The sequence below is a fragment of the Actinoalloteichus caeruleus DSM 43889 genome, assembly GCF_000429185.2.
Lineage (GTDB): Bacteria > Actinomycetota > Actinomycetes > Mycobacteriales > Pseudonocardiaceae > Actinoalloteichus_B > Actinoalloteichus_B caeruleus.
Window position 1 is genome coordinate 4,548,023 of record NZ_AUBJ02000001.1, and the last position, 17,174, is coordinate 4,565,196.

A 17,174-nucleotide genomic window follows, 5' to 3' on the forward strand; every position below is an offset into this window, starting at 1 on the left:
CGATGAGCGAACCGACACCGGGCACGGGCGTGGCACCACTGACCCCGGTCCTGACGCGGCGCTGGCTCTCCCCCAGGTCCTGGAGCCTGCGCACCTACGAGCAGCTGGAGGGGTACTCGGCGCTGCGCCGCGCGCTCGGCGCGCACCCCGACCAGCTCATCCAGCTGATCAAGGACTCCGGCCTGCGGGGTCGGGGTGGTGCCGGCTTCCCGACCGGGATGAAGTGGGGCTTCATCCCCCAGGGGGACGGCAAGCCCCACTACCTGGTGATCAACGCGGACGAGGGCGAGCCGGGGACCTGCAAGGACATCCCCCTGATGATGGCCGACCCGCACTCGCTCATCGAGGGCGTCATCATCACCGCCTACGCCATCAGGGCCAACTTCGCGGCGATCTACGTACGCGGTGAGGTGCTGCACTGCATCCGGCGGCTGAACGCCGCCGTGCGCGACGCACGCGAGGCGGGCTACCTCGGCAAGGACATCCTGGGCAGCGGATTCGACCTCGACGTCGTCGTGCACGCCGGCGCCGGCGCCTACATCTGCGGCGAGGAGACCGCCCTGCTGGACTCCCTGGAGGGGCGACGCGGGCAGCCCAGGCTCAAGCCGCCGTTCCCGGCGACCGCCGGCCTGTACGCCTCGCCCACCGTGGTGAACAACGTCGAGACCATCGCCAGCGTTCCCTACATCGTCAACGGCGGTTCGGACTGGTTCCGGACGATGGGACGTGACCGCTCACCGGGTCCGAAGATCTACTCCATCTCCGGCCACGTCGAGCGCCCCGGCCAGTACGAGGCCCCGATGGGCACCACGCTGCGCCAGCTGCTGGAGCTCGCCGGTGGCATGAAGGACGGGGTACCGCTCAAGTTCTGGACTCCGGGCGGCTCCTCCACCCCGCTGTTCACCAGCGAGCACCTCGACGTCCCGCTCGACTTCGAGGGCGCGTCCGAGGCGGGTTCCATGCTGGGCACCACGGCGGTGCAGGTCTTCAACGAGACCGTCTCCGTGCCCTGGGCCGTGATGAAGTGGACCGAGTTCTACAAGCACGAGTCCTGCGGCAAGTGCACCCCGTGCCGGGAGGGCACCTACTGGCTGGCCCAGACGCTGCAACGGATGGTGCGCGGCGAGGGGACCGAGTCCGACATCGACACGCTGCTCGACGTCTGCGACAACATCCTCGGCCGGTCGTTCTGCGCGCTCGGTGACGGTGCGGTCAGCCCGATCACGAGCGGCATCAAGTACTTCAAGCACGAGTTCCTCGAGCTGTGCGAGAAGAACAGGACAGGCAAGGCGGACCGCTCCGCCGACGCCGCGTTGGCAGGAGCGCACTGATGACGGTTGCCCCTGAGAAGAAGCCCAGCTCGGAGAACCCGGTGCCCGAGGGCCACGTCCGGCTGACGATCGACGACATCGAGGTCGACGCCCCCAAGGGTGAACTGCTGATCCGCACGGCGGAGCGGCTGGGCATCGTGGTGCCCCGGTTCTGCGACCACCCGCTCCTCGAACCGGCTGGCGCCTGCCGCCAGTGCCTGGTCGACGTGGAGATGGGTGGGCGGAAGATGCCCAAACCCCAGGCCTCCTGCACCATGACGGTGGCCGACGGGATGGTCGTCAACACCCAGCGGACCTCGCCCGTGGCCGACAAGGCGCAGCAGGGTGTGATGGAGCTCCTGCTCATCAACCACCCGCTGGACTGCCCGATCTGCGACAAGGGCGGGGAGTGCCCCCTTCAGAACCAGGCGCTCAAGCACGGTCGCACCGACTCCCGGTTCGAGGAGCGCAAGCGGACGTTCCCCAAGCCGATCAAGGTCACCGAACAGGTCCTGCTGGACCGGGAGCGCTGCGTGCTGTGCCAGCGCTGCACCCGGTTCTCCAAGGAGATCGCCGGCGACCGCTTCCTCGACCTGCTGGAACGGGGTGCCGAGCAGCAGGTCGGGACGGCCGTGACGGCCGACATCGACGGGACCGCGCCGAGGGAGCAGAGCTACTTCTCCGGCAACACCATCCAGATCTGCCCGGTCGGCGCGCTCACCAGCGCCGCCTACCGGTTCCGCGCCCGGCCGTTCGACCTGGTCTCCACCCCGGGTGTCTGCGAGCACTGCTCCTCCGGCTGCGCCGAGCGCACCGACTGGCGCCGGGGCAAGGTCACCAGGAAGCTCGCCGGCGACGACCCCGAGGTCAACGAGGAGTGGCTCTGCGACAAGGGCCGCTTCGCCTTCCGTTACACCACCGCCGCCGACCGGATCCAGCGGCCGATGGTGCGGGACGCCGAGACCGGTGAGCTCCGCGCCACCTCCTGGACCGAGGCGCTGCGGGTCGCGGCGGACGGTCTGCTCCGAGCCAGGGAACGCGGGGTGGGCGTGCTCACCGGCGGCCGGCTCACCGTGGAGGACGCCTACGCCTACTCGAAGTTCGCCAGGGTGGCGCTGGGGACCAACGACATCGACTTCCGGGCCAGGGCCCACTCCGCCGAGGAACTCGACTTCCTCGCCTCCTCCGTGGTCGGTACCTCCCCGGAGACCGGCGGGGTGACCTTCGCCGGCATCGAGAAGGCACCGACCGTGCTGTGCGTCGCCTTCGAACCGGAGGAGGAGGCGCCCATCGTCTTCCTGCGGTTGCGGAAGGCGGCGAGGCGCGGTGGGACGAAGGTCTTCCACCTGGGGCAGTGGACCTCCCCGGCGGTGACCAAGACCACCACCCAGCTCGCCACCTCGCGGGCGCTGCCGGGCGGCGGCCTGCTGGCCTGCGCCCCCGGCGGGGAGGCCGCGTCCCTGGAGGCGCTGCCCCGCCACGCGGCCGACGTCGAGGAGGCCCTGAGCGCTCCGGGTGCCGTGATCCTGGTCGGGGAACGCGCCGCCGAGGTGCCGGGCCTGCCCTCCGCGGTGCTGCGTGCCGCGCAACGCACCGGAGCGCGGGTCGCCTGGGTTCCCCGCCGAGCCGGGGAGCGCGGCGCACTCGCCGCCGGTGCCGTCCCCACGCTGCTCCCAGGCGGCCGCCCGGTGACCGACGCCGAGGCCAGGGCCGAGGTCGAGCAGGCCTGGGGCCTGGACGCCGGCACCCTCCCCTCGACCCCGGGCCGCGACACCGACGGGATCCTGCGGGCGGCGGCGGCCGGGGAGCTCGACGCCCTGGTCGTCGGCGGTGTCGATCCCCACGACCTGCCCGATCCCGCCCTCGCCGAACGGGCGCTGGCCGAGGTGGGCTTCGTCGTCAGCCTCGAACTGCGCGAGAGCGCGGTGACCAGGGTCGCGGACGTGGTCCTCCCGGTGGCGCCCACCGTGGAGAAGGCGGGGACCTTCCTGAACTGGGAGGGACGCCGACGCACCTTCGGGACCACCATCGACGGCACCGGAGCCCTGCCCGACTGCCGGGTCCTGGACACCTTGGCGGTCGAGATGGACGCCGACCTGTTCACCCAGACCCCGAGCGCCGCGGCCGGTGACCTGGATCGCCTTGGCACCCACACGGGTAGCTCGCTCCCGGCGCCGACCGTGACCGCCGGCGCTCCGCCGGCCCCCGGCCCGAGGGGCCGGGGCGGCGGCAGGCGGTCCTGGCCACCTGGCGGCAGCTGCTGGACCGCGGTTCGCTCCAGGAGGGCGAGCCGCAGCTGGCGGACACCGCCCGTCCCACCGTCGCCCGGCTCTCGCCCGCCACCGGTGAGCGACTCGGCCTGGCGGTCGGGGATCCGGTCACGGTCAGCACGGACCGGGGCTCGGTCACCCTGCCCGCCGAGCTCGCGGACCTCCCCGACGACGTGGTGTGGCTGCCGGCGAACTCCGGTCCGTCCAGGGTTCGAGGAACTCTCGGAGCCGGCCACGGCTCACTGGTCACCGTCAGCGGCGCCGAGAACCGCACCGCGGGCGTCGAGAACGGAGGAGGCCGATGAGCCCCACGGCCGAGCTCATCGCGAACGACCCGATCTGGCTGACCATCGTGAAGATGGTCGCGATCTTCGCCATGCTGATGGTCATCACCATCCTCATGATCTGGGCGGAACGCCGGATCATCGGGCGGATGCAGAACAGGCCGGGCCCCAACCGGGCCGGCCCGTTCGGCATCCTCCAGTCGGTCGGTGACGCGCTGAAGCTGGCGTTCAAGGAGGACATCCGGCCCGCCCTGGCGGACAAGTGGGTGTACTTCCTCGCCCCGATCGTCGCCGCGATCCCCGCCTTCCTCGCCTTCGCCGTGATCCCGATCGGCGGCGAGGTCTCCATCTTCGGCCACACCACGGCCCTCCAACTGGCCGACGTGCCAGCCGGGGTCCTGGTGGTCCTGGCCTGCGCCTCCGTCGGCGTCTACGGCATCCTGCTCGGCGGCTGGGCCTCGGGCTCGCCGTACCCGCTGCTCGGCGCGCTGCGGTCCGCGGCCCAGGTGATCTCCTACGAGATCGCGATGGGACTGGCGATCGTGACGGTGGTCCTCTACTCGGGCTCGCTGTACACCTCGCAGATCGTCGCGGCCCAGGCGGAGCAGGGGTGGTTCGTCTTCCTGCTGCCGGTGCCGTTCCTCATCTACGTCATCTCGATGGTCGGTGAGACGAACCGGGCGCCCTTCGACCTCCCCGAGGCCGAGTCCGAGCTGGTCGGTGGCTTCCACACCGAGTACTCGTCGCTGAAGTTCGCCATGTTCTTCCTCGCCGAGTACGTGAACATGACGACGGTCTCCGCGCTCGCGACCACGATGTTCCTCGGTGGCTGGCACGCGCCCTTCGGGTTGGGGTCGGTCGCCGACGGCATGTTCAACACCGGCTGGTGGCCGTTGTTGTGGTTCCTCCTGAAGACCTTCGCCTTCCTGTTCCTGTTCATCTGGCTCCGGGCGGCGCTCCCCCGGTTCCGCTACGACCAGTTCATGCACCTGGGCTGGAAGGTCCTCGTGCCGGTCGCGTTGCTGTGGTTCGTGCTGGTCGCCGCGATCCGCGCGTTGAGCAGCGAGGGCGTCACCACCACCCAGTTCATGATCGCCTTCGCGATCACCCTGGTCGTGCTGGTCGCCGCGACCTTCCTCATCCCCGACCGGCGGGTCGAGGAGGAGACCGGGCCGAGGTTGTCCGGCGGGAACTTCCCCGTTCCGCCGCTGGACCTGGAGGTACCCGAGCGGCCGAAGCGGCGGCCGGCGGCCACCCAGACCCGTGAGCGCGCCGCGATCGGCGCGGGCACCTCAGCACTCGGGGCCGGCGCCGCGCTCGCCGACGACGAGCCCACGGGCGGCGACGACACCGAGGGCACAGCAGCCGACCGGCCCGACGCCGGTCAGTCCGGAGTTGACACGCGGGACCGTGCCAGCTCCGCGAAGGAGGACGGCAATGGGACTGTTTGACCCCCTCAAGGGTTTCGGGGTCACCTTCTCGACGATGTTCAAGAAGGTCGCCACCGAGGAGTACCCGGAGGTCCCGAAGATCCCGGCGGCCCGCTTCCACGGCAGGCACCAGCTCAACCGGCACCCGGACGGGCTGGAGAAGTGCGTGGGCTGCGAGCTGTGCGCGTGGGCCTGCCCGGCGGACGCCATCTTCGTCGAGGGCGGGGACAACACGGAGGAGGCCCGGTTCTCGCCCGGCGAGCGGTACGGAGCCGACTACCAGATCAACTACCTGCGTTGCATCGGCTGCGGCCTGTGCGTGGAGGCCTGCCCGACCCGGTCGCTGACGATGATCACCGACTTCGAGTTGGCCAACGACAACCGCCAGGACCTGATCTACACGAAGGAACAGCTCCTCGCTCCGCTGCTGCCCGGCATGGAGCAGCCGCCGCACCCGATGCGGCTCGGCGAGGACGAGCAGGACTACTACGTCCACGGCCCCGAGCTGGCCAGGCGGGCGGGTGTCCCGGAGGGAAGCACTGTGGAGACCGGCTCTGAGGAGGCCCGGCGGTGAGCCTGGCAACACTCGCGAGTCAGCTCGGCGCGGCCGCGTCCGCGTCGGGCCCGCTGCTGGCCCAGGCCGGTACGCCGGTGTCCGGACCCGAGGTCATCGGAATCGGCGAGACCATCGCGTTCTGGATCCTCGGCCCGCTGGCCCTGGCTGGCGCGCTGGGCATGGTGTTCGCGCGGAACGCGGTGCACTCCGCGCTCTGGCTGGTGCTGACCATGCTCTCGCTCGGTGTCGTGTACATGGTGCAGCAGGCCCCGTTCCTCGGGATCGTGCAGATCATCGTGTACACCGGCGCGATCATGATGCTGTTCCTGTTCGTGCTGATGCTGGTCGGCCGGGACAGCGCGGACTCCGTGGTCGAGGTGATCCGGGGCCAACGGCTGCTCGCGACGCTGTTCGGCGTGGGTTTCGCCGTGCTGGTGGTCGGAGCGGTCGCCAGGTCCCTCGGCACCGTGGAGTCGGCGGGGTTGGGCGCGGTGAACGCCGTGCAGGACGGGAACGTGACCGGGCTGGGCAACCTGCTCTTCACCGACTACGTGTTCCCCTTCGAGCTCACCGGCGCGCTGCTGGTGGTCGCGACGGTGGGCGCGCTGATGTTCGTCCTGGCCGACAAGCGGTCGGCGCCGCCGCGCAAGTCCCAGCGCGAGCAGGCCGACGAACGGTTCCGGGGTGACAAGCCCCGGGTCTCGCCACTGCCCGGGCCCGGCGTGTTCGCCACCGCCAACTCGGTCGCGGTGCCGGCGCTGCTGCCCGACGGTTCGGTCGCGCCGGAGTCGCTCTCCGAGATCATCGAGTCCACCGCGGTGCGCACGCTCGACGCGGACCGGGCGAGTGTCGCCGGCGGTGCCGGCGAACCCGGCGCCCGCGCGTTGACGACGGGCTCCCCGGAGGACGCGGACGCCGAGGACGCGGAGCCGACGGGGGCTGACGCGGCGGGGCCGGAGGCCCCGGCGGCGGAGGACACGGACCGGAAGACCGGCTCCGACACGGGGGAAGAGGAGGGTAGGGCGTGACACCGACGTACTACCTGCTGCTGTCGGCTCTGCTCTTCACCATCGGAGCCGTCGGCGTGCTGGTCCGGCGCAACGCGATCGTGGTGTTCATGTGCGTGGAGCTGATGCTCAACGCGGTCAACCTGTCGCTGGTGACCTTCGCGAGGATCAACGGGGAGCTCGACGGCCAGATCATGGCCTTCTTCGTCATGGTCGTCGCGGCTGCCGAGGTGGTGGTCGGACTGGCGATCATCATGTCGATCTTCAAGACGCGCCGGTCGGCCTCGGTCGACGACGCCAACCTGTTGAAGTACTGAGGGGTCGACGTTGGAGACGTTCCTGGCTGTCCAAGAGCCGCTCGCCGCGTCGGGCGTGGCCGAGTACGGCTGGCTGCTGATCGCGCTGCCGCTGTTCGGGGCGGCGGTGCTGCTGCTGGGTGGCAGGCGGACCAACGCCTGGGGCCACCTGCTCGGTTGCGCCACCGTCATCGCCGCCTTCGTCTACGGGCTGGCGTTGTTCCTGTCGATGACCGGCATGCCGGCCGACGAACGCGTGCGGGAACTGCACCTGTTCGACTGGATCCCGGTGAACGCGCTGAACGTCGAGTTCGGCCTGCGCATCGACCCGCTGTCCATGGTGTTCGTCCTGCTCATCACCGGTGTGGGTGCGCTCATCCACATCTACTCCGTCGGCTACATGAGCCACGACCAGGCGGGCCGGACCGGAGCGGACAACACCGAGCGCCGGCGCTTCTTCGCGTACCTGAACCTCTTCGTCGGCGCCATGCTCATCCTGGTGCTCGGCAACAGCTTCGTGACGCTGTACCTGGGCTGGGAGGGTGTCGGCCTCGCCTCCTACCTGCTGATCGCGTTCTGGCAGCACCGGCCAGCAGCGGCGACCGCCGCGAAGAAGGCCTTCCTGATGAACCGGGTCGGCGACGTCGGCCTGGCGCTGGCGATCTTCCTGATGTTCGCCGAGCTGGGGACCACCCAGTACACGGAGGTCTTCGCCAGGGCCGGCGAGATGCCGACCGGTGTCCTGCTGGCGATCGCCCTGCTGCTCCTCCTGGGTGCCTGCGGCAAGTCCGGTCAGTTCCCGCTCCAGGCGTGGCTCCCCGACGCGATGGAGGGCCCGACCCCGGTGTCGGCGCTCATCCACGCGGCGACGATGGTCACCGCCGGTGTCTACCTGATCGCCCGGTCCAACCCGATCTACAACCTCACCGAGGACGGCCGCCTGGTCGTCACCATCATCGGCGCGCTCACACTGCTGATCGGCGCGATCATCGGGTGCGCCTACGACGACATCAAGAAGGTGCTCGCCTACTCCACGGTGAGCCAGATCGGCTACATGATCCTCGCCGTCGGCCTGGGGCCGGCCGGGTACGCGCTCGGTATCTTCCACCTGCTCACCCACGGCTTCTTCAAGGCGGGGCTGTTCCTCGGGGCCGGTTCGGTCATGCACGGCATGAACGACGAGGTGAACATGCGCCGCTTCGGCGGGCTGGCGAAGCACATGCCGATCACCTTCGTCACCTTCGGGCTCGGCTACCTGGCCCTGATCGGGTTCCCGTTCCTCTCCGGCTACTTCTCCAAGGACGAGATCGTCGCGGCCGCCTTCGCCCAGGAGGGCTGGCGGGGCTGGGTCTTCGGCGGGGCCGCCGCGCTGGGCGCCGCGCTGACCGCCTTCTACATGACCCGCCTGATGCTGATGACCTTCTTCGGCGAGAAGCGCTGGAAGGGGCAGAAGTCGGCGGACGGCCGCGAGTACCACCCGCACGAGTCGCCGGCGAGCATGACCGTGCCGATGATCGTGCTGGCCTTCGGCTCGGTGTTCGGCGGGGTGCTGCTGTACTCGGGTGACCGCCTGCTCGGCTGGCTGGAACCCTCGCTCGGCGCCGTGGCCCACGCCGAGGGCGGCGCGTTGCCGCACTCGGTGATCCCGTTCCTGGTGGTCGGTCTCTCGGCCGTCGGCGTGCTGCTGGCCTGGTTGCTGGTGGGACGCCGCCCGGTTCCCGCCACCGCACCGGCCCAGGTGTCGTTCCCGGTCCGCGCGGCGCGGGCCGACCTCTACGGCAACGCGCTCAACGAGACGTTGTTCGCCCGCCCGGGCACCTGGCTCACCAGGGCGCTCGTCTACGTGGACAACAGGGGTGTCGACGGGCTGGTGAACGGGATCGCCGCCCTGCTCGGCGGCAGCTCCGGCCGGTTGCGACGCGCCCAGACCGGTTTCGTCCGGTCCTACGCGCTGAGCATCCTGGGTGGAGCGGTCCTGCTCACCGCGGCGCTGCTGATGGTGAGGTTCACGTGACCGGACAAGTCAGGAGCGTCCAGCGACGCATGCGTGGTGACAACCGGCCCGGCGCACGGGCCCACGATCGGTATCCAGTGAGGACGACGCGTCCGGTGGCCGGCTTGCCGGCCGGGACCGGCCCCGTCGGTGGGGAGGACCAGTGAGCGGTTCGGTATTGCTCCTCGCGCTACTCTTCCTGCCCCTGCTCGGCGCGCTGGTCGTGGCGTTCCTGCGCTCCGACGACCGGGTGGCCAAGGGTGTCGCGCTCGGTTTCTCGATCGCCGAGCTCGCCCTGGTCATCGCCGCCTGGGCGGCGTACGACCCGGCCGGTGACCGGATCCAGCTGAGCAGCTCGGCGGAGTGGATCCCGCAGTTCGGTGTGCACTTCGCGGTCGGGGTGGACGGCATCGCGCTCGTCATGATCGCGTTGATCGGAATCCTGGTCCCGATCGTCATCGGCGGGTCGTGGAACGACCGGCTGCCCGAGGAACGCACCGCGGCGGGTTTCTACTCGCTGATCCTGCTGATGCAGGCGCTGATGGTGGGTGTGTTCGCCGCCACGGACGTGCTGCTCTTCTACGTGCTCTTCGAAGCGGTGCTGGTGCCGATGTACTTCCTCATCGGCCGGTTCGGTGGGGCTCGGCGGCAGTACGCGGCGGTCAAGTTCTTCCTGTACTCGCTGCTCGGCGGCCTGATCATGCTGGCCTCCGTGATCGGCGTGTACGTGGTGAGCGGCAACCAGCTCGGCAGCGGCACCTTCGACTGGGAGACGCTGGTCGCCACGGTGTCCACGGCGGACACGAGCACCCAGATCTGGTTGTTCCTCGGCTTCTTCATCGCCTTCGCGATCAAGGCTCCCCTGGTGCCGTTGCACACGTGGCTGCCGGACGCCGGTGCCGAGGCGCCGATCGGCGTCGGGGTGCTGTTGGTCGGTGTGCTGGACAAGATCGGCACCTACGGTTTCCTGCGGTACTGCCTGCCGATGTTCCCCGACGCCAGTCGGGAGCTCGCACCGCTGGTGCTGGTGCTCGCGGTGGCGGGCGTCATCTACGGCGCCCTGCTCGCGGTGGGCCAGGACGACATGAAGCGGTTCGTGTCCTACACGTCGGTGGCGCACTTCGGGTTCATCGCCCTCGGTGTGTTCGCCTTCACCAGCCAGGCCCAGGCGGGCGCCGTGCTGTACATGGTCAACCACGGCATCGCCACCGGCATGCTGTTCCTGGTGGTCGGCATGGTCATCGCCAGGGGTGGCTCTCGCAACATCAGCGACTACGGCGGGTTGGCGAAGCTGACGCCGGTGCTCGCCGGCATGTTCGTCGTCGCTGGTCTCGCCTCGCTGGCCCTGCCGGGCACGAACTCCTTCGTCAGCGAGTTCCTGGTGCTCATCGGCGCGTTCCCGACGCAGCCGGTGTTCACCGTGATCGCGGCGGTCGGCATGATCCTGGCGGCGTTGTACGTGCTGTGGGTGTACCAGCGGGTCATGCAGGGACCGCTGCGCGGCAACGCGGTCCTGGGGCTGGCCGGCGGCCCGGGCGCGGCCGGGGACCCGTCCTCGGAGGGGCTGGCCGCCAGGCTCGCGAGCAAGGTTCCGGACCTGAGTCGTCGGGAGCTGGCGGTGCTGGCGCCGTTGGTGGCGCTGGTGCTGTTCCTCGGTGTGTACCCCCAGCCGGTGCTGGACGTGATCACACCTTCTGTTGACGCGACGCTGACGGAGCTCGGCGTCACGGACCCGGTGCAGGAAGGCAACTGACGTGGGGATGAGCCTGTCACCAATGTTCCAGGCCACGCTCGGCTCCCAGGATGTCGCGCAGTCGGCGGTGAACATCCCGGAGATCGACTGGCAGGCGATCTCGCCGGTCGTGGTGGTGTTCGTCGCCGCCTGCCTCAGCGTGCTGGTCGAGGCGTTCCTGCCGAGGGAGCGCCGGTGGTCGGTGCAGGTCACGCTGTCGCTGCTCACCGTCGTGGTCGCGGGTCTCGCGCTCGGCCTCTACGTGAACTCGGACGCCGTCGTCGGCACCGGGGGCATCACGGTCGCGGGGCAGGCCGTTCCGTTGTTCTCCGCCGACTACCCGGCGTTGTTCCTGTGGGGCACCCTGCTGGCGCTGTCCTTCGGGGCGCTGTTGCTGATCGCCGACCGTTCGGTGGACGGCGGGGCCTTCGCCAGCCCCGTCCCGCCGGCCCCGGGGGGTGACCCCGTCCAGTACCAGGCGCCCGGTCGGCAGACCGAGGTGTTCCCGCTCGCGCTGTTCGCGCTCGGCGGCATGATGGTCTTCCTCGCGGCGAACGACCTGCTCACCATGTTCGTCGCCCTGGAGGTGCTCAGCCTCCCGCTCTACCTGATGTGCGGTCTGGCCCGGCGCCGGCGGCTCATCTCCCAGGAGTCGGCGGTCAAGTACTTCCTGCTGGGCGCGTTCTCCTCGGCGTTCTTCCTCTACGGTCTCGCGCTGCTCTACGGCTACGCGGGTTCCGTCCGCCTGGTCGACATCGCGGCAGCCACCGCCGGCACCGACCGCCCGGAGACCCTGCTCTACGCCGGCTTCGGCCTGCTGGTGGTCGGCCTGCTCTTCAAGGCCTCCATCGGCCCGTTCCACGCCTGGACGCCGGACGTGTACCAGGGCGCGCCAACCCCGGTGACCGCCTTCATGGCCGCGTGCACGAAGGTCGCCGCCTTCGGCGCCATCCTGCGGGTGCTGACCCTGGCGTTCGAGGCGAGCAGCTGGGAGTGGCGTGGCGTGCTGTGGGCGGTGGCCATCGTCTCGATGCTCATCGGCGCGGTGCTGGGCCTCACCCAGACCGACATGAAGCGGATGATCGCCTACTCCTCGATCGCGCACGCCGGGTTCCTGCTCGTGGGAGCCATCGCGATGACCGAGGACGGCCTGTCCGGCACGATGTTCTACCTGCTGGCCTACGGCTTCACCACGCTGGCGGCGTTCGGGATCATCACGCTGGTCCGGGACGGCAACGGCGAGGCCACGCACCTGTCCCAGTGGGCCGGGCTCGCGAAGCGGTCTCCGCTGGTCGCCGTGACCTTCGCGTTCCTGCTGCTGGCCCTGGCCGGGATTCCCATGACGAGTGGCTTCATGGGCAAGCTGGCGGTCTTCTCCGCCGCGATCGCCGACGGGATGGCCCCGTTGGTGGTCGTCGCCCTGCTGGCGAGCGCCATCGCGGCCTTCTTCTACCTGCGCGTCATCGTCCTGATGTACTTCAGCGAGCCGGCCCAGGACGGTCCGACGGTCAGTGTGCCCGGTGCCTTCACCACGGCGGCCATTACCCTCGGGGTCGTGGTCACGCTCCTGCTGGGCGTGCTCCCGGCGTTCGCCCTGGACTGGGCAAGTGTGGGCGGGTTCGTGTCGTAGGCGCGCGGGCCCCTGGTGAGAAGGCGGCGTTGACGTGTCGAGTAGTGCGCGGACCGGTTCGGGCGGCGAGAGATTCTCCTCCCTGAACATCGAGGACCCAGGGCTTTCCTCGGCCCTGGGTTCCGGGCTGCGGGAAGTGGAAGCGCTCCTCCGGGAGTTGTTGCGCAGCGAGGTCGCCCTGATCTCGGAGACCTCGCACCACCTCTTCGAGGCGGGGGGCAAGCGGTTCCGGCCGCTGTTCACCCTGCTGGCGGCCCAGTTCGGTCGGGGCATCAACGAGGACGTGGTCAAGGCCGCCGCGGCCGTGGAACTCGTGCACCTCGCGAGCCTGTACCACGACGACGTGATGGACGAGGCCAGCATGCGGCGCGGGGCGCCGAGCGCCAACGCCCGCTGGGACAACTCGATCGCGATCCTCACCGGGGACTTCCTGTTCGCCAGGGCCTCCTACCTGGTCGCCGACCTCGGGGTCGAGGCGGCGAGGATCATCGCCTCGACTTTCGGGGAGCTGGTCACCGGGCAGATGCGGGAGAGCACGGGGCCCGCCGCCGGGGCGGACCGGGTCTCGCACTACCTCACGGTCATCGCCGAGAAGACGGGGTCGCTGATCGCGACCTCGGGGCAGTACGGGGGGATGCTCTCCGGTGCCGCCGAGGCCGAGGTCCGGGCGCTGCGCCGGTTGGGCGAGCTCGTCGGCAGCATGTTCCAGATCTCCGATGACGTGATCGACATCGACTCTCCGGCGACCGAGTCGGGGAAGACGCCCGGTACGGACCTGCGGGAGGGCGTGCTCACCCTGCCGATGCTCTACGCCCTGGGCGACGAGAACGGCCAGGGTCGGTTGACGGAGCTGTTGCGGGGCCCGCTGACCGACGACCGCCAGGTGGCCGAGGCGTTGGAGCTGCTCCGCGCCTCGGACGGCCTGCGCAAGGCCCGGGAAACCCTCGCCGACTACGCGCGCCAGGCCCGTGCCCAGCTGGACACGCTGCCGAATGGGGCGGCGAACGACGCGCTGGGCGACCTCATCGACTACATGCAGGCGCGAACGACCTGACCCGGCAGGGCGGCACGTGACATGGCCGGGCCCCGGACGGCGTTGGAGCCGCCTCCTCCGTCCCCGGGGCGGGAGTTCCGGACGGGCCGTCGACGTCCCGTTCCTCGGGGCTGGCGCCCGCTGCTGGTAGTTGGTCCGGAGCCGCGCGCCGACTCGGGCCGCGCGGCCGGGTAGGGCGAGGATTCGCCGCCGGGGTAGGGACGTCCCCGCGCCGCCCGTGCGAGCGGGGACGAGCGCGCCAGGGTGGGAGCCACGCGGGGGCGTGCCCCGATCGACGTCCCTGCCGGGGCCGCCGCGGGTGCCCGCTCGGCGTTGCCCGTTGGCGGGCCGGCGTCCGCCACTCGGGAACGGCGTGCGACCTCCGGTGGTCTGGGCGGGCCGTCGACACCGCGACGTCTCCCGCGCGGTGGGACGGAGGGTCGGCTCAGCTCGATCTGGGGCGCACGCGCCCGACGCACCAGACCGGGGAGCGGCCGTCGAGCACGAGGTCCCGGGCCCTGACCACCGTTCCCAGGACGTCGTCGGCCGACGTGGTCGCCCCGCGGTGCCGGCACACCGGACGCCGCCGGGCGGGGCCCGCGAGCGACGGACCAGCGGGCATCCGCCGGCGGGTCCGAGGATTCCCCTGCAGCGCCCGGCCTCCCGACACGTCGTCGTGGCCGCCGGCTCGGATCCCCGCGCCCGTCGAGGTGACCGTTCCCACACACGGGACCGGGTCGGGAGGGTCGGGCGCAGTCCGGGGCCGACCGCTCACACCGGTGGGAGCGCAGCCGTTGCCGCCCGGTTCCTCCTCCTGGTCCGACGCGAGGACAGCAGGCTGTCCACCGTGAACACCAGGAGCGCCAGCCACACGATGCCGAAGCCCGACCAGCGCGCCGCGGACATCGGTTCGCCGTCGACGACGAGACCGTAGACGAGCATCAGGGTCGGCGCCAGGTACTGGAGCATCCCCAGCAGGGTGAGCGGGATGCGGCGGGCCGCCCCGTTGAACAGCAACAGCGGCACGGCGGTGGCCGGGCCCGCGAGCACCAGCAGCAGGGCGTGGCCCACCCCCTCGCCGACGAACGTCGCCACGCCGGCGAGTTGGGCCCACACCAGGAATCCGAGCGCCAGCGGCGCCATCAGCGCGCTCTCCGTCATCACGCTCGTCGCGGCCCCGAGCGTGACGGTCTTCTTCAGCAGCCCGTAGAGGCCGAAGGTGATCGCCAGGCTGACGGCCAGCACCGGGGGCTGGCCGTAGTCGACGGTCAGCACGAGGACCGCGCAGAACCCGATGGCCAACGCCACCCACTGGCCGGGCCGCAGGCGTTCCCGGAGCACGGCCATCCCCAACAGCACGCTCACCAACGGGTTGATGAAGTAGCCGAGGGAGACGTCGACCGTCTGCCCGGACTGGACACCGATGACGTACAGCCCCCAGTTCACGGTGATGAGGGCGCTCGCTCCCAGGACCATCGCCCACTGTCGCGGGGGGAGCGTCCGCAGCGGCCGCCACCACCCGAAGACGAGGCCGGCCCCGCCGAGCATCACGAAGGTCCACAGGAGGCGGTGGGCGAGCACCTCGAGGGAGCCCGCGGCGGCGAGGAGTGCCCAGAAGGCGGGGAGGACCCCCCAGACCAGGTATGCGGCGACCCCGAAGAGCGTGCCGCTGCGGACCGTTCCGTCGCCACCGCCGCGACCGCCGCTGTCCTCGGCCCGCGTTCCACCCTCCACGATGCTCGCTGACACCGCGCCAACATACGCCTGGAGGAAGGGGCAGCGCTCGTTCCGGTGGGAGACACGACGACGTGAGTGCGCCTGAGGTGGAGTTTCCGGTGAATTGCCTACTCACTGGTGCACAACTCACACCTTCGAGTGAGATCAACTGCGCGTTGGGTAGCGTATGCGGGGCCTTGCGGGTTCGGGTCCCGCCAACGTGGCCGTCGCTGTCCGACCGCCGGGTGTCCGGTTCGAGGGGCCGTCGGACGCGCGGAGCCGCCGTCGACGTGGGCCGAACACGTGGAGCCGTGTTGGCGCGGTGCGGTGCCGGCGCGGTTGGGGGCGCCAGCGTTGCCGTGCGCTAGGAGGAACTTCCTGTGACGTCGATTTTCGGGCAGGTCTGGCTGTGGAGCCTGCTCGCCTTCCTGCTGGGAGCACTGGCCACCTGGCTGTTGCTCGTGCGTCCCGTGCAGCGGAGGCTCAACCGGATCACGAGCGGCGGGGGCGCCACCGAGGACGGGCAGTCCTCGGCCGACCCACCGTCGGAGGTGGAGATCAGCTCGGACGACGTCTTCGCGGGACTGCGGGAGGGTCCGTCCCAGGCGGCGTCGCCGGACGAACCGTTCGAGGACCCCTGGGAGAACGAACGTCAGCCCGCACCCGCCGGTGACGCGGCGGACCAGCGGTCCCCGGGTTCGGGGACCCTGGTGTCCCCACCCGTGTCGACCGAGCCGGAGCCCCCGGCCTCCGGTGCGGGTCCCACCGAGCGCGGGGCGGACGAGGGAGCGTCGGCGTGGTCCCCCGCCTCGGCGCGAGGTGGGTCCCCGCCCGCCGCCGCCGCCGAGCAGACCGCCGTCATCCCGCCCGTTCCCGCCGACGACCGCCCCGTGGGCGCTCCGGAGCGGACCGGTCGTGCCGCCCAGGACGACGCCGAGCGGACCGGCAAGTTCCTCCCCGTCACCGGAGGAGGGGACCGACCGGTCGAGGCGAGCGGGCGCACCGGTCGGCTGGACGCTCGACCCCGCCCGACCCGCAGGGGCCCGGTGGACGATCCCGCGGACATCGAACTGTCGGACCCGACCCCCGGGGGCGCGGCGGAACCGGGGTTCCCGACGACGGAGCCGGCCCCGGCTCCGGGAGGCGGTTCGGCCGCCACGGCTCCGGCCGACGGGGATGACCTGGACGCCGCCTGGCCCGCGCACGACTACGAGCCGACCGGTACTCCGGACCGACCGGCGGTCGACCCCGCCGAGGGGCGCACCGACTTCTTCCGCCGACCTGACTTCTCCGAGGACGGCACGGGGGGTCGGAAGCCGGCGGCGGCGGTCAGCCAGAACGACGAGGTCGAGGAGATGGCCTGGCCGGCCGAGGACGACGACGCGCCCGCCTTCCCGGAGGAGGAGACGCCGGAGCCGGCAGCCGGGGCGGTGCCGCCGGCCCCCGCGCCGAGCCAGCCCACCGACGGCGACCAGGGCGAGACCAGCGTCATCCCGGCGATCCGGCAGGACGTCGCACCCGACACACCACGACGGAACCCGACGTCGCGCGAGGAGCGCGGCGGGAGCACGCCCAAGCCACCCCGCCCGGCGACCACCGGGCCGAACCGAACGGACGACGTGGAAACCCAGCACAGCACCGCGCCCGCAGCCGACCCGGCCCCGAGGGAGGCGACGCGCGACGGGGAACGGGCGCGCAGTCTCTTCGAGCCGGTGCTCGACCCTGAGGAGTTCGCCGACTCGGGGCTGCCCCGCCGCGCCGGCGACGGCAACCCCAACCCCTCGGCCGGTGGCGACTTCATCTGGTTCGACGAGAAGAACCAGGCCTGAGGCCTGGTGGGAGCCAGCGGCTCGGCGGGGCCGGGTACCGACCACCGAGCCGGGCTCCCCGCCGCCCGCGACGCCCAACGGGAGGCGG

Annotated in this window: 11 protein-coding genes and 1 pseudogene; 11 read left to right on the forward strand and 1 reads right to left on the reverse strand. The window is 71.1% G+C overall.

The annotated features are described in order from the left end of the window. Nucleotides 1-2: 2 nt before the first annotated feature. The 10 genes and pseudogenes from nuoF to G443_RS18275 all read left to right on the forward strand — a co-directional run bounded on the left by nuoF (nucleotide 3) and on the right by G443_RS18275 (nucleotide 13,562). Complete coding sequence (nuoF, locus tag G443_RS18230) at nucleotides 3-1,331, forward strand: NADH-quinone oxidoreductase subunit NuoF (protein ID WP_026419565.1); 1,329 nt, start codon at nucleotides 3-5, stop codon at nucleotides 1,329-1,331. Further along, nucleotides 1,331-3,885, forward strand: a pseudogene (locus G443_RS18235) (NADH-quinone oxidoreductase subunit G). The gene nuoF and the pseudogene G443_RS18235 overlap by 1 nt, the downstream one beginning before the upstream one ends. After that, on the forward strand, nucleotides 3,882-5,315 hold the full coding sequence (gene nuoH, locus G443_RS18240; RefSeq protein WP_081715545.1) for an NADH-quinone oxidoreductase subunit NuoH: 1,434 nt from the start codon (nucleotides 3,882-3,884) through the stop codon (nucleotides 5,313-5,315). The pseudogene G443_RS18235 and the gene nuoH overlap by 4 nt, the downstream one beginning before the upstream one ends. After that, entirely contained in the window at nucleotides 5,302-5,868 is a 567-nt protein-coding gene (gene nuoI, locus G443_RS18245; RefSeq protein WP_026419563.1) for an NADH-quinone oxidoreductase subunit NuoI, read from the forward strand. The genes nuoH and nuoI overlap by 14 nt, the downstream gene beginning before the upstream one ends. Then, on the forward strand, nucleotides 5,865-6,878 hold the full coding sequence (locus tag G443_RS18250; RefSeq protein ID WP_026419562.1) for an NADH-quinone oxidoreductase subunit J: 1,014 nt from the start codon (nucleotides 5,865-5,867) through the stop codon (nucleotides 6,876-6,878). Before nuoI ends, G443_RS18250 begins: the two co-directional genes overlap by 4 nt. Next, a complete protein-coding gene (gene nuoK, locus G443_RS18255) occupies nucleotides 6,875-7,174 on the forward strand; it encodes an NADH-quinone oxidoreductase subunit NuoK (protein WP_016698086.1) in 300 nt (99 codons plus the stop codon). The genes G443_RS18250 and nuoK overlap by 4 nt, the downstream gene beginning before the upstream one ends. 10 nt (nucleotides 7,175-7,184) lie before the next feature. Then, nucleotides 7,185-9,167 carry an NADH-quinone oxidoreductase subunit L gene (gene nuoL / locus G443_RS18260; RefSeq protein ID WP_026419561.1) on the forward strand — a complete coding sequence of 661 codons (1,983 nt, stop codon included), beginning with the start codon at nucleotides 7,185-7,187 and terminating at the stop codon, nucleotides 9,165-9,167. A gap of 142 nt (nucleotides 9,168-9,309) precedes the next feature. Next, the gene (locus G443_RS18265) at nucleotides 9,310-10,899 is read left to right on the forward strand and encodes an NADH-quinone oxidoreductase subunit M (RefSeq protein ID WP_245588862.1); all 1,590 of its coding nucleotides are present in this window, start codon (nucleotides 9,310-9,312) and stop codon (nucleotides 10,897-10,899) included. Between the two features lie 22 nt (nucleotides 10,900-10,921). Further along, complete coding sequence (gene nuoN / locus G443_RS18270) at nucleotides 10,922-12,508, forward strand: NADH-quinone oxidoreductase subunit NuoN (protein WP_051314138.1); 1,587 nt, start codon at nucleotides 10,922-10,924, stop codon at nucleotides 12,506-12,508. A 34-nt stretch (nucleotides 12,509-12,542) separates the two neighbouring features. Then, complete coding sequence (locus G443_RS18275) at nucleotides 12,543-13,562, forward strand: polyprenyl synthetase family protein (protein WP_026419558.1); 1,020 nt, start codon at nucleotides 12,543-12,545, stop codon at nucleotides 13,560-13,562. Nucleotides 13,563-14,312: 750 nt separating this feature from the next. On the opposite strand, the gene rarD is transcribed toward G443_RS18275, so the two are convergent. Beyond that, nucleotides 14,313-15,290, reverse strand: a complete 978-nt coding sequence (rarD, locus tag G443_RS18280) for an EamA family transporter RarD (RefSeq protein WP_026419556.1) — start codon at nucleotides 15,288-15,290, stop codon at nucleotides 14,313-14,315. Between the two features lie 347 nt (nucleotides 15,291-15,637). Here rarD and G443_RS18285 point away from each other — a divergent pair, with 347 nt between their 5' ends. Beyond that, nucleotides 15,638-17,086 (forward strand): hypothetical protein, encoded by a 1,449-nt coding sequence (locus G443_RS18285; protein ID WP_026419555.1) that lies wholly within the window; start codon nucleotides 15,638-15,640, stop codon nucleotides 17,084-17,086. Nucleotides 17,087-17,174 lie beyond the last annotated feature (88 nt).